The sequence below is a fragment of the Nostoc favosum CHAB5714 genome (genome assembly GCF_020829495.1).
Lineage (GTDB): Bacteria > Cyanobacteriota > Cyanobacteriia > Cyanobacteriales > Nostocaceae > Nostoc > Nostoc favosum.
In genome coordinates, this window is record NZ_JAIVFQ010000031.1 from 24809 (window position 1) to 38435 (window position 13627).

At 41.2% G+C, this 13627-nt stretch carries 11 protein-coding genes and 3 pseudogenes; 4 read left to right on the top strand and 10 right to left on the bottom strand.

From position 1 onward, the window contains the following. Positions 1-92 precede the first annotated feature (92 nt). Both LC586_RS40730 and LC586_RS19985 read left to right on the top strand, forming a co-directional pair. Positions 93-302: pseudogene (locus tag LC586_RS40730) on the top strand (DUF2887 domain-containing protein); the annotation flags it as partial. Positions 303-409: 107 nt separating this feature from the next. Further along, positions 410-1072, top strand: a pseudogene (locus tag LC586_RS19985) (DUF2887 domain-containing protein); the annotation flags it as partial. Positions 1073-1236: 164 nt separating this feature from the next. Here LC586_RS19985 and LC586_RS19990 read toward each other — a convergent pair. From LC586_RS19990 to LC586_RS20020, 7 genes and pseudogenes are all read right to left on the bottom strand, one after another. Beyond that, on the bottom strand, positions 1237-1614 hold the full coding sequence (locus tag LC586_RS19990) for a DUF1636 family protein (protein WP_229486465.1): 378 nt from the start codon (positions 1612-1614) through the stop codon (positions 1237-1239). A 4-nt stretch (positions 1615-1618) separates the two neighbouring features. Beyond that, the gene (locus tag LC586_RS19995; protein ID WP_229486466.1) at positions 1619-2620 is read right to left on the bottom strand and encodes an iron-siderophore ABC transporter substrate-binding protein; all 1002 of its coding nucleotides are present in this window, start codon (positions 2618-2620) and stop codon (positions 1619-1621) included. Between the two features lie 54 nt (positions 2621-2674). Beyond that, the gene (locus tag LC586_RS20000; RefSeq protein WP_229486467.1) at positions 2675-3628 is read right to left on the bottom strand and encodes an ABC transporter substrate-binding protein; all 954 of its coding nucleotides are present in this window, start codon (positions 3626-3628) and stop codon (positions 2675-2677) included. A 14-nt stretch (positions 3629-3642) separates the two neighbouring features. Then, entirely contained in the window at positions 3643-6234 is a 2592-nt protein-coding gene (locus LC586_RS20005) for a TonB-dependent siderophore receptor (RefSeq protein ID WP_233715634.1), read from the bottom strand. A gap of 155 nt (positions 6235-6389) precedes the next feature. Beyond that, the gene (locus LC586_RS20010; protein WP_229486469.1) at positions 6390-7388 is read right to left on the bottom strand and encodes a helix-turn-helix domain-containing protein; all 999 of its coding nucleotides are present in this window, start codon (positions 7386-7388) and stop codon (positions 6390-6392) included. Between the two features lie 164 nt (positions 7389-7552). Next, positions 7553-8161 (bottom strand): annotated as a pseudogene (locus tag LC586_RS42700) (protein kinase); the annotation flags it as partial. A 241-nt stretch (positions 8162-8402) separates the two neighbouring features. Continuing rightward, positions 8403-9302 carry an aspartoacylase gene (locus tag LC586_RS20020; RefSeq protein WP_229486470.1) on the bottom strand — a complete coding sequence of 300 codons (900 nt, stop codon included), beginning with the start codon at positions 9300-9302 and terminating at the stop codon, positions 8403-8405. A gap of 200 nt (positions 9303-9502) precedes the next feature. Between LC586_RS20020 and LC586_RS20025 the strand changes: the two genes are divergently transcribed. Next, a complete protein-coding gene (locus LC586_RS20025; RefSeq protein ID WP_229486471.1) occupies positions 9503-10669 on the top strand; it encodes a n-acyl-d-glucosamine 2-epimerase in 1167 nt (388 codons plus the stop codon). A 71-nt stretch (positions 10670-10740) separates the two neighbouring features. Beyond that, positions 10741-11328, top strand: a complete 588-nt coding sequence (locus LC586_RS20030; protein WP_229486498.1) for a Uma2 family endonuclease — start codon at positions 10741-10743, stop codon at positions 11326-11328. Between the two features lie 51 nt (positions 11329-11379). Here LC586_RS20030 and LC586_RS20035 read toward each other — a convergent pair whose 3' ends face one another. The 3 genes from LC586_RS20035 to LC586_RS20045 form a co-directional block, all read right to left on the bottom strand. Then, on the bottom strand, positions 11380-11715 hold the full coding sequence (locus LC586_RS20035) for a XisI protein (RefSeq protein WP_109012042.1): 336 nt from the start codon (positions 11713-11715) through the stop codon (positions 11380-11382). Next, positions 11703-12122 carry a XisH family protein gene (locus tag LC586_RS20040; protein ID WP_109012041.1) on the bottom strand — a complete coding sequence of 140 codons (420 nt, stop codon included), beginning with the start codon at positions 12120-12122 and terminating at the stop codon, positions 11703-11705. The genes LC586_RS20035 and LC586_RS20040 overlap by 13 nt, the downstream gene beginning before the upstream one ends. Positions 12123-12275: 153 nt before the next feature. After that, complete coding sequence (locus LC586_RS20045; protein ID WP_229486472.1) at positions 12276-13598, bottom strand: ATP-binding protein; 1323 nt, start codon at positions 13596-13598, stop codon at positions 12276-12278. Positions 13599-13627 lie beyond the last annotated feature (29 nt).

A 13627-nucleotide genomic window follows, 5' to 3' on the forward strand; every position in this document is an offset into this window, starting at 1 on the left:
ACTTTTCACGAATGATTTAGGATTGCTATATGTAGGGAGATATGTGATTAAATGTATCGCAGGTTGAATAAATAAATTAAGCATAATGCTTCATGCGTCGAGACTCCATTTTTTATAAACTCTTTCAACAATCTCCCACTTTGCTATTTGAATTATTGACAAATCCGCCCACAAATGCAGATGCTTATCGATTTGATTCAGTAGCTGTCAAAGAACCTAAATTTGAGATAGACGGGGTGTTTCTCCCACCAGAAAATGAAGGTGCAGGTGTTGTATATTTCTGTGAAGTACAGTTTCAAAAGCGGAAAGTGCGGTCTTCTCCCAAGGGGAGACGCCAAGGGCGATAGCGAAGCGGTAGCGAGTCATCGAGCGTCTGGGGTCTCCCCAAGTAGAGCAACTTTCCAAGACGGATGAACAGCTTTACGAAAGAGTATTTGCAGAATCTTCACTATATTTCTACCGCAACCGGATCAGATTTAGCGACTGGCAAGCAGTAATAATTTACCCATCTCGCAGTCTTGAACAAAGGGATATTCATCCCCATCGTTCATTGCTGAACGGTGGACAAGTACATCGAGTGTATTTGGATGAATTGGGGGATATTCGCCAATTACCTTTATGGTTAGCGCTAATGGTGTTAACTACTGTGGAAGAAGAACAAGCACCACAAGAAGCTAAATATTTACTTGAGCGATCGCGCCAAGAACAATCTCAACCATCAAGTAGCGTCATAATGGAATTAGTGACGACGATAATGGTGTACAGGTTTGAACAATTAAGCCGAATGGAGGTAGAGTCTATGCTAGGAATCACGCTCAAAGAAACGAGGGTTTACCGCGAAATTAAGGAAGAAGGACGAGAAGAAGGACGAGAAGAAGGGCGAGAAGAAGGACGACGAGAAGAGGCTGCTAACCTCATTATTCGACTGTTGACTAAGCGGTTTGGAGAACTCTCTAAAGAAATGCGCTCCTCAATTTCTGGTTTCCCCCTACCTGTTCTGGAAGATTTGAGCGAAGCAGTGTTAGATTTTACCAGTTTGGCTGATTTACAAGCTTGGTTAGTAGCAAGATAAAAATGCGTTAGCGATCGCGCAGCGTTCCGCAGGAAAGCTTACCATACCCCTACGGGGATCTTGCTACGCGTAGCGTCTGTCTGCGACACGCTGTTCGCGTTCGTAGAGAAAGTATCGCTGACGCTTTGATAATTTGGAGTCAAATTAAACATACTTTATCAAAGCTATGATTTTACAGACGGAATTTGCGCGAAAATCGCAGACTGCAAAAGTTCGGGAAGCTGTTCCCAAACTAAAACCCCTTTACGGCTCTTGATATACAGTTGCATAAATTCTAGTAACGCTGCTGGGCTTTCTTCTGGGGGAAGATTGACAAACAGATAGGTGGGTTTCTCGTGGCTTGATACAGATACAACGCAGCCTTGACTGCAAGCCCACAAACATCCAACGGGTTTAATTTCAAATTCGCCAGGTTGGAATTTTGTGCCGCATAAAGTATTTAGTTTGTCAAGTAAAATATTGCCATCGAAAGGCTGATTTTCTAGTCGTTCTTCAGATGAATGGTGGCAGGATTTGCAGACAAATAGGGTGTGTTTTGGCATAGGTTCAGGGTGTGTTGACTAGGTATTTATAAAGGTCATCAATTACTGCATCAGCCGCAAGCAAATTTGACTCCCTCCAGATTGATAATTTTACTAAATAAACATGATTTTGTTGAACGGCTTTAAGCGTTTTCCATAGTGGCTTTTGTTTGAGTTCTTTCAAGGATTTTTCATCGTCATCTCCATAAATTCCTATAAATATAACATCACCGTCTATCTGCGATAGTTCTTCTTCAGGAATAAAAAGGTATCCCTTAGGAGTAAAAACATCTTGTGATTTTGTGCGTTGCAATCCAACATCATTCAGTATTGAGCCAGCAAATATATTTTTCAGTTCACTAATAAATATAGAGCTATTACTAGTTTGAAGATAGACATAAGAAAATTTTTTATTTTGATAGCGATTCTCCTTCGGAGAGGCTGCGCCAACGCCCAGCGCAATTTTAAGTTCTTGAATTCGCTGATAATAACGATTCCATGCCTGCTGATAAGCATCTTCTCTACCTAAAACTTTAGCGACAAAGCTAAAATGTTCCTTCCATTGACGGGGGCCTTCCCAGCCAGTTTGTACAGTTGGGGCAATTTTTGATAGTAGAGGATAAATACTTTTATCGTCACTCAAATTTATAATCAAATCAGGTTTGAGTTGCAATATTTTCTCTAGATTGGGTTGAGTGACATCTCCCACCGATTCGATCCCATCTATCTTGCTTTCAAGATGTTTAGGAAACTCACTTTCCTGATATCCAGTTGTACTTCCAATGGGTTTAACACCAAGACTAAGTAAGTTGCCCAAGGTAGCTGGATGTAAGGTGATAATCCGTTGAGGATTTTGAGGAACACAAGTTTCTCCCATTAGATGTGGAATTATCCGACAGTCAGTAGTGTGAGATAATTCATCTAAATTACTTATATTTTTAGCTAACTTTTGATTGCAAGCAGAAAACAAAAAAGTTGTTAGAATAGCAAGTATATATATTATTATTGCACGACTTACTTTCTTCATCAGAGAAATAGTAGCAGGATTTACAGACGAATAAGGTGTGTTTGGGCATTTGAGTTAGTGAGCGGTGACGAGGTATTTGAAAAGGTCATCAATTACTGCATCAGTCCCAAGCATATTTGTTGCAGCCCATGCCATAAAATCAACATAATAAACATGATTGTCTTGAACAGCTTTAAGGGTTTTCCAAAGTGCCTCTTGTTGTTTTTTTGCCAGAAATTCATTGCCACTTCTCGAAAAAGTTGTCACAAATAAAATATCGCCATCTGCTTTTTCTAGTTCCTCTAGAGAAATAGGAAAAGCTCCATAGGTTGAATCGATATTTTGTGCGGCTGGACGCTGCAAAAGCGCAGCACTGATAATGGAGCCAGGAAATGAGTTTTTGGAATCAATGTATATCTGCTCACGCCCAAGAGTTATAAAGGATATTTTTTTGCCTTGATAGCGAGTTCCTAATGCTAGTTTTAGTTGTTCTATTCGCTGATAGTAGCGTTTCCAAAGTGCTTTTTCAACCTCTTGCTTTCCCAGTGATTCAGCTACAAAACTCAGATGTCTTTGCCACTTTATGTAATCAATTTCACCTAATACTGTTGGGGCAATTTTAGATAGTAAAGGATAAATTGGCTTGAACCAATCTACACCAATAATTAAATCTGGTTTGAGTAGTAATGTTGCTTCTAAATTTGGTTGTGAAAGTCCAAGTAGTTTTATTCCCTCCGTTTCACCATTAATCGATGTCAGAGAGTTTCCCTCTACATAAACTTCGTTAGTTGTGCCGATGGGTTTAACCCCAAGTGCTAGAACATTGCCTAGAGTACATGAAGATAAGGTAACAACACGCTGGGGGTTAATGGGGATACAGGTTTCCCCCATTGTGTGTTTAACCATGCGACATTCTGCGGCTGTTTGTTGAGGTGAAAAGGATATATTTTGAGATGTGTGAGGATTGCAAGCTGTAACTAGAATAAACCCTAAGAAACTCAATATGAGCCAGCAGAAAAAATGTTGCATGATCATCTCGATTACTAAAACTGAAAGGAAACAGTTCCTTGAACTGTAAAAGGTTGTCCATAGTCAACACGACCACCAAAATACCCCAACTCAAAATACTCTACGTCAAATAAGTTTTTGAAGTTGAGTCCGATTCTAAATCTATCTCTGTTGTAGAAAATAGATGCATCAGTCCGAAGATAACTTGGAATATCGTAAGTATTTGGTAAATCTCCAGCGCGATCGCCCACAAAAAACAAACCTAAACCAAATCCTAAACCTTGTAAATCACCTTTTTGAATTTCGTAGGTTGTCCATACGTTGAAAGCATGGTCTGCGGCATTTTGCAAACGACTTCCAACTTCAAAAGTAGTATCCTTTGTAATACGGGCATCCGTATAAGCATAGCCTGCAATAATATTCCATCCTGGTAAAATTTCGCCCGACAAACTCAGTTCAATCCCTCGGCTGTTCTGCTCACCTGTTTGGATTTGAAAGTCGTCATCGTTGGGATCTGTTACCAAAACATTGGTACGGGTCAAATCATACAAAGCAAGCGTTGCCGAAAGTCGGCTGTTTAAATCTGCCTTTACTCCAACCTCAAACTGCCTACCCCGTTCTGGTTCAAAAAGTGTATCCAAATTACTGCCAAAAAGAAATGTGCCTCTTGCTGGCGTAAATGAACTGATGTAGCTGGCATAGAGTGAAATAGCGGGGATGGGTTGATAAACAATGCCAATTCGAGGACTTAAGGCGCTATCTGATTGGCTACTTTCTGTATTCGCAATAAAATCTTCAGAAACTTGCTTAAACCCATCAAATCGTGCGCCTAGAAGTACCTTCAGGCTTTCTGTAAGGGCGACTTGATCTTGAAGATAAATGCCAAAGGAGTCTGTTGTTGCTTCATTACTGGCTTCAAAGGGAAATAAACCACTACCACCATTGGGTTGACCGTAAACAGGATTGAATATATCAATGGAAGCAGCATCACCATCCCCCGCAGTTCTTGGTACTGCACTTATCGACCGATTCAAATCAACCCCAAATAGAAGCTGATGCCCAATTGAACCTGTAGAAAATTTGCCTACAACATTTGTTGTTAGATTATAGCTAGTAAACCTATTGTCATAGATTGATAAAGAACGATTTATCGTTCGGTTATCTGCATCCAAACCATCAAGTCTCGTTTCTATGGAATACAAACTACGATAACCATACCGAAACGCATTGGTTAAAGACCAATTGTCGTTAAATTTATGTTCTAGTTGATACCCAGCCCTGACCGTTGTTCCATCTACGTTATCGGTCGGTTCAGTCAAGTTACGATTACGGGGGAGTTTACCGTTAGGGTTCGCAAATATCGTGCCCACAGTCGGCAGACCAAATGATTTGCCAGAGTCTCTAGTTCCAATGTAGTCTGCGCTCAAAGTTAGGTTAGTTTTCTTGCCGATCGCCAAACTAACGACAGGGGATAGGCTCAAACTTTCACTATTGTAGAAATCGATAAAACTACCTGAATTTCTATAGACGGCATTAAAACGATACAGTGCAGTTTTTGAGTCATTTAATGGCCCAGAGAAATCAACCGCGCCTCGGTAGAAACTGTAGCTGCCAATGGTGGCATCAACGGCGTAGAAAGGTTCGCTCAAGGGACGTTTAGTGACGATGTTGATGCTTCCCCCCGGACTGCCCAAGCCAAATAGCACGGATGCGGGACCTTTGAGGACTTCGATTCGCTCTACATTGGCAAGCTCAACCGAATCTCCAACGCCAGGATCGGGTAATCCATCTCTGAGCAAGCTATTATCCGCTACAGCGAATCCGCGAATTTTATAGTAAACGGTTGGACCAGCCGTAAATTCTGCTGTGACACCTGCAACATTTCTGAGCGCATCATCTAAGCGGTTAACCTGCTGGTCGCGCAACACTTGTTGTGGTACAACCTGAATCGATTGAGGAATATCGCGCAAAGGTGTATCGGTTCTTGTCCCAGTTGAGGAGTTGGGTACGCGATACCCATCTTGCTCTCCGGTCACCACCAACTCAATCGGCTCATCCTGCTGTGCTGCTGGCTCCTCTTGTGGTGTCTCAGTTGTTGGCTTTTCTGGTGGTGGCTGCATCGCAGTTGCAGCAGAATTTATCCCAAAAACCAGCCCTGCATTATCATCAAATAACTCAACTGTGGGCAAAGCCTTCTCACCTACCACCGTCACCCGCACAGTATTTGCATCAACATTCGTAACCGTTATTTCAGCAATTTCCGAAAGCGGTTTCTCTGAACGGAAGGTGAAACCATCACCATTGGGCAAACGCAACTGAGCGTTGGGAATATCAGCAATAAAATTATTACTTGTGCTGCGGTTGATAACTTGTAGTTGTGCTCCAACAGTTGTCTCTAAAATTACCTCCACACCTTTGTTGGTGGGAGTTGCCTTCACTCCAGTGATTTGGATGACTCGGGTAGTGGTTGGTTGTTGAGCAAACAAATCTGCTACACGAGTTGAAACTTTTTCTAAATCTCTCACCCGACGGATGGAAGGTCTCTCATCTTCTATTTGCACAGAAGCTAAAGTAGTTTCTGTGTCCTCTTTTGCCGGTACGGGAGATTTCGCCCACACCACTTGCATATCTAGAACACAAAATACACTCGTTAAAAAAAGCGATGTCTGCCACAAATTCAACACTGCTCACACCAAACTTGATAGGAATTCTCAAAAACATTACTTGAATTTCTAGTGTGATGTGAAGGCTTTTTTATCGCTAGAGGGATTTTTTTCTATCGCTAGACGGATTTTTTCTGTTGCATTTGATATTGCTTTGGACAAAGACCAAATTTTTTCCTATAGGCTGCGGTGAAATAACTGTGACTGACAAATCCCACGATGTTAGCAATTTCTGACACTTTCAAATCTCCATAATCTAGGAGTTGACGTGCTTGTTCCAAGCGATAATGATGTAAATAATTAAAAGCTGTTGTGCCAAATACCTGACGAAATCCCTGTTTGAGAAGATAATCGTTTAAACCCACTGCCCTTGATAATTCCATAAACGAAGGCGGATTACTCAATCGTTTCAGTAGAATATCTCTGGCATGGTAAACTCTTTCCACTACATCAGGCTTCAAAGTGTGAAGTTGGTTATTACCGTCATTGATTTCTATCTCCTGTGCAACCAACATTCCCATCAACTCTAAAGCTTTGCCTTCCAAATACAGCCGCTTGGCAATTCCCTGATAAGGACACTTTAAAATTTGCCGTGCAACAGTGTGCATAGCAGGTGTTGCAGTTCCACAACGGCAGTAATATGTTTGATGAGATTGCCGAATCCACGGTTGCAAGGCTTGGGGTAATTGTCCTTGTTGATTAGCAGCAAAAGAATATAGTGATTCCGCCTGCATCAGGATATTCACTTCCAGAAAGGAGTTTTTATCTGAACAATAACTCGTTTGCTTGGGATCTAGTCCACTTCCCACGAAACTGTACTCGCCTCCAGCAACAGTTCTGTATTTATCATGATGTTCTCCAGAAAAATGAAAGTGATACTCTAACCAATCATGTTCTTGTTCTGGCTGTAAAATAATCATGCGATCGCGCATTTGCAAATTGCCAATTATCAACTCCAACCTTTGGCGCAACTCAATTCTCCGCCAGTAACCTTGTCCCAGTCGTCGCGGATATTTGTACACCACATCCATCACATCATCTGGATCTGGGTGTTGGGAACGTTCCACCGTCTCCTCAAATAGTTCATCAAAGCCTTGCTGGGAAAGGGTGATTGTCATAGCGATCGCTTGAGATCAAAACTTTTACTCTTAATAAGAAATTATCTCATTAAAATTGGAAATTTGATTTTGGGGTTCCTGCTTCGGGTTGCCGTAGGCATCGCTTCTGTAGTTTACGAGCCAAAAATCATACCGGAATTTCCATAGTCAATTAATTTAACTTATTTGGTTTCGGGATTAATTAGAATATTGGCGGGTTTAATATCTTTATGAATAATGCGCGAACGATAAAGTACATCTAAGGTATTGCATAGTGCGATCGCAATTCGTAAAAACTCCATCAGAGATTCTATGCTTCCCCCCACTCCCAATACCGTTCGGATAAGCAGGGGAGGCTCTTGAGGCTCTTGAGGCTCTTGAGGAAAGAAGGTTATTGTTCAGCAATTCTTCTCTCAAGAACAGCTTCTCTTCTCCCCCTGCTCAAGAACAGCCTGCCTCAACCAAAAAATTCCTTAACCGAACGGTATTGCCCCCACTCCCCACTCCTTCAGAGAAATTCCCCCAAAGTCTTCCATCACCAGCGCATAACCATTCTGATAAGCTTGGAGGCTATAAGTTTGGACAATCAGAGGTGAGTTGAGATTTTTGGCAATGGTGTACTGATTCCGAAACGACAAGAGTTCGCTGAAACTGGGATAAGGATTTTTCAGCACTTTAATCACTACTCTTAATAAGTCAGTCTCTCGATACCCTCGATAAACTAGCGTTCTCGAACCATTGTAGAGTTCTTCGTTTACTTGATATCCGGGAATACTGACAAGAGTATTGAACATACTGCTTAATTTTGGTAATTACTGATTTATTGTTCCCAAACCAGTAATCTTTATCAGTCAAGCAAAATGTTTTTTAGAAGTCTTGCCATGCAGCCATTTCATCTAAATACAGGGGAATTACAAAACAAGCTATTAGTCAGTATTTCAGGCGATACCCCTAGCTACCTAAAAGCAGTAAGCGCCGTGCATCGGGTGTATTTGGCTCAATTGGAGAATATTCATCAATTACCTTATGCAACACCTAAACTATCTCTTGTTGTTTTTGACTTAGATGCATTGCAATTCCTTTCTCGTAGTAAGCTGCTTCATTAATAAAAATAGGATAAACAGTAGACTCTCCTTCATAGAAAATGTCTTTTCCTTCAAAAGTCAGAAACATTGGATCGCCTGGATTCAAAGGTTCATAATCTCTAAACTGAAGGTGGGGGTGAATCATGGCTTTAATCTCCCCGCGTTGGCGCAGCCCGCCGTAGGCATCGCTTCTTGGATAATCGATCGTCTCAATGTATTGATAGAATGTAAGCGTACTGTTTATCTGCGGAATATTACCTTGGTTGCAATTTTCAAAATAGTCTAAAATTCCATAGATAAGCTGCTCTGTTTGCTGAAATAATTCGGCGTTTAAAATATTCTGAGCCACAGCACCAACTTCTATAACGAAACCCAATTCGCACAGAGAACGGAGAAATCCACCATCTCTAGATTGTTGATTAACAAAAATCTTTACCATCGGATTTGTAGAACTCAAATAAGCGCCTAACCGGAGTAAAAAAGGATGCATGTCACAAAAAATCAGACTTAACCCCATGTTGGCAGTTGTGCTGTGCAAATCAACAATTACATCTACAAAGGGCTGATTTTGCGGTTGCAATATGTGTTGGATTGCTTTTGCCCGTGTATCTTCATAACTTGAGAGTTGAGGATTTTGTAAGCCTTGATTAGTGAAGCAACGATTTAAATCTTTGTCAATGTATCGTTTGCCTTCTTCAATAGCTTTGAGATTACCAAGTAATGCCAGAGTTTCAAAACTTGCTCTGTTGATTAAATTTGGATACTGCTGAAACTTTTTGACTAGATGTATTCCTGTTAACTCATTACCGTGGTTTCCTCCAACGATCGCAACTCGTTTAATCTGACTCATAACAACCTCATCTTTAAAAAACTACCCTACGGTTATTGAGAATGGTGCAAGATACAAGATAGAAGTATACCTGCTGCTGACTAAATCTTGTAAAAGGCTGACGCGATGTCTACGACGGGCTATTCGGCGTCGCTCCATGTTCGAGCCAAAATATGATAACTGTTAAGCTGTTGGTTTGAGTACAAAAGGGGAGGAAATTTATGGAGTATAATTTTCAAGCGCTCGCTGAACTTTACAAAAACGCCCTCCTCAACGACGTACTCCCCTTTTGGGAAAAATATTCTCTCGATTGGCAGCAAGGCGGCTATTTCACCTGCCTTGATCGCAAAGGTAAAATTTATGATACCGACAAATTCATTTGGCTGCAAAACCGCCAGGTGTGGACTTTTTCGATGCTTTACAACCAGCTAGAAAAACGCGAAAACTGGTTAAAAATTGCTAGCAATGGCGCTAATTTTCTTGCCCAACATGGCAGAGATAGTGATGGTAACTGGTACTTTGCCCTCACCAGTGAAGGGAAACCACTGGTTGAGCCTTACAATATCTTTTCTGACTGCTTTGCAGCAATGGCATTTAGTAAATATGCACTCGCTGGCGGCGAAGAATGGGCAAAGGATGTGGCGATGCAGGCTTATAATAACGTATTACGCCGCAAGGATAACCCCAAGGGCAAATATAATAAAACCTATCCCGGCACACGCCCGATGAAATCATTGGCTGTACCGATGATTTTAGCAAACCTGACTCTAGAAATGGAATGGTTGCTGCCAAAAGAAACACTAGAGAATGTCCTAGCTGAGACTCAGGGCGAAGTGATGACCGATTTTCTCGACCAAGAACGGGGGTTAATGTACGAAAATGTTGCCCCTGACGGTTCCCACATAGATTCTTTTGAGGGACGGCTGATTAATCCAGGTCACGGTATCGAAGCCATGTGGTTCATCATGGATATCGCCCATCGCCAAAACGACACCAAAACTATTAACCAAGCCGTTGATGTGGTGCTAAATATCTTAAATTTTGCTTGGGATAACGAGTACGGCGGATTGTATTACTTTATGGATGCAGACGGTCATCCCCCACAACAATTGGAATGGGATCAAAAATTGTGGTGGGTTCACCTAGAATCATTGGTTGCATTAGCGATGGGTTATCGCTTGACAGGGCGTGAGGAGTGTTGGGAATGGTATCAAAAGATGCACGATTACACTTGGTCACACTTTGCTGATTCAGAATACGGTGAATGGTTTGGCTATCTCAATCGGCGTGGAGAAGTATTGTTGAACCTTAAAGGTGGCAAATGGAAAGGATGTTTTCACGTACCGCGTGCATTGTACCTTTGTTGGCAGCAATTTGAGGCATTGTGATGCCTGCGGCGGTAAACAACGCAGTCAGTTTAATCTCTGCTAGTGTACAAGTACTATTGGAAAGATATTTCATGAATGTTGTGACACCTAAGCGATTTACGATCGCTGAATACCATCAATTGATTGAACTCGGATTTTTGACAGAGGCTAATCATATTGAATTAATTCGAGGGGAACTGATTCAAATGACAGCAAAGGGAACGCCTCATACAGTTTGTAGTTCTATCCTGTGCCGTCAATTGGATCGGCTTCTAGGTGATCAAGCAGTCATCCGTGGACAAGATCCTATCACCCTTCCTAATCAGAGTGAGCCTGAGCCGGATGTTGTCATTGCACGAGGAAGAGATGAAGATTATCTTGCTCATCATCCCTATCCCGAAGATATTTTATTAGTAATTGAAATTTCGGATAAAACCATAGATTACGATCAAACAACCAAGTTGTCTTTGTATGCAGAAGCCGGAATTTCTCATTACTGGATTGTGAATTTGCCAGATAGTCAACTTGAGCGCCACAGCCAGCCATATCAAAATGCTCAAAGAAAGTTTAGCTATCTCAGCAAGGAGATTTCTTTATCGAATCAGTCAGTGGTCATTCCTGGATTTAAAGATGCATTATTGGATTTGAGTCGGTTGTTTCCAGAGAGTGCGTTAGCGTAGCTCGCAGCAGGCATCGCCCCCGTGGTCGGATACGATTGAACTTGGTTAGCCTTACCCGACACCATACCCTGTATATTCTCTGGCATAGACAGGCTGCAAGCCCAATACAATATCTTGTTTTAGTACACCCATTGCTACCAATTCATCAGCAATCAACTTATCAGTTTGGTTACGTTGAATCCAAATTTTATGGCTCTTAATGTCTAAATGCATCACGCAATTATAAATGCGGTGATGTTTATCCCATCCCAAATCAACAATTTGATAATGGTCGTGTTCTGTATCAAAAAGTATTTGCGTCTCAATTTCGCCGTTTATCGGTCTAACATCGCCGTATTCAGTCAATAGTTTTTGAATACACTGACGATAAAATGCTAGTTTATCCATTTAACTATCACCTCATCCACTGGATCATATACAATCAACTTTATTCGGTATTGCTGCACTGATGCTTGGGGTAAATCACGTTGGAAAAACGATTCATAAGCGGCAATTGGCACTGCTAAGTATAATATGCGTTCTCTTTCGCTAGCTTCTAAAACTAAACGGTAGTTCAAAAATTGACCCAGTGCCAGATGAAAATCAAACAATGCTGAGTCACTCAAAAAACTTTTAATTTCAACCGCAATCTTTTCTCCTGCTTTTTCAGCCGCTAAGAGTCTTTCTGCACCTAAATCTATTCTAACTTCATCATCCTTGCCAAACTCGATCCTTAATGGGTCATGTGTAATTATCCACTGCTCTTTCTGAAGACCCTTCTTGACTGCTTCATGGAATAAGTCTTTGGCCGACATTTCTTTCACTCACACACTTTTTTACCTGATTTTAAATCAATACGCTTGGCTTTGTGGAAAATTGTAGGTTGGGTTGAGGCAATGCGTTACCCAACATTTTGCGCTTCGTAGAGTAATTTGCTTGTTCTTCTAGTTCAGTGTCTTCATCATTAATTACAAACTAAATTCGGCTGCGCCATCCTCATCTGCATCCTTACCCATAGCAGTAGGTTTAAATTTAGAGCCATGAATTAATTCACCAAATACAATTCCTGGATTTTGGTGAAGAATATTCAGCACACTCATAAAATCCCGCACAATTTCCCCTGGTGTAAGTAATGCTTCTGCACCCAAGCGATTAATAATTTCTTGCACAAACTCCTTCAACTCACGATTTGTCAAAGTCTGTTCATACCCAAAATTGAGTGCATGAATCTCAGCTAAACGTTGCAAAAGCGTTAATATTTCTGCTTCACTCAACGGATTTAGCCGAATCACTGGCCCTAAATGTTCCTGAACATTAGCTTGTGCAACAAAACGACTTTCTTTTGTGCGTCTTTGCCAAGCTTGGTCTGCAAAAAGTCCCCGTTTGGGGTCTTCTAAAAATTTAGTTGTTCCACCAACGACAATGCCAAGATGTTCTGCTTTGCACTGCATGGTATCGTTAAACATTGCCAGGAGTCGATTATAATTCTTTTCCCGCGTGACTGTAGTAGATATTTGATATAAATGAACAGCTTCATCAACTAAAATTAACAGTCCTTTATAGCCAATCTCAGCTACAAACTTCGCAAACAGTTTTATATAGTCATACCAACTATCATCATCAATAATAACCCGCACTCCTAAAGCTGCTTTCGCCTCAACTTTAGTAGTAAATTCTCCCCGCAACCAGCGCATCGCCGCATTTTTTAAATTATCATCATCCAATCGGTAGCCACGCCAATAAGCAATAATCACGCTACCAAAATCAAAACCGTGAACTAAGCCTTCAATATACTGAACTACTTCCCTAATTTTCGATTCAACTTGGTCATCAAAACCATCGTCATTCGGACGCATTTCAGTTTCTTTAACGACTTCTTGTTGAATTTTATTAATCCATCCTTCTAAAATTGAGACTAAAGCACCACCATCAGGACGAGTTTTTGTAGCAAGATGGCTCATTAATTCTCGATAAGTAGCTACACCTTCATTGCTGCTTCCAGCTAATCGACGTTCAGGGGATAAATCAGCATCAGCTACTACAAAACCTTGCTCCATAGCACGGTTGCGTATTAGTTGCAATAAAAAACTCTTGCCAGAACCGTAGTTACCAATTATGAAGCGAAATGCTGCTACACCTTCTGCAATATCATCGAGATTTTGTAATAGGCTTTTTAGTTCTTTTTCTCGCCCTACTGCTATATATTCAACTCCCACTCTTGGTACTACCCCCGCACCAAGAGAATTGATTAAAGCAGTGGAGATTTTTTTCGAGATTTTGAGCTTTGCCATGTATTACACTTCACTTTATTCTAAACGCA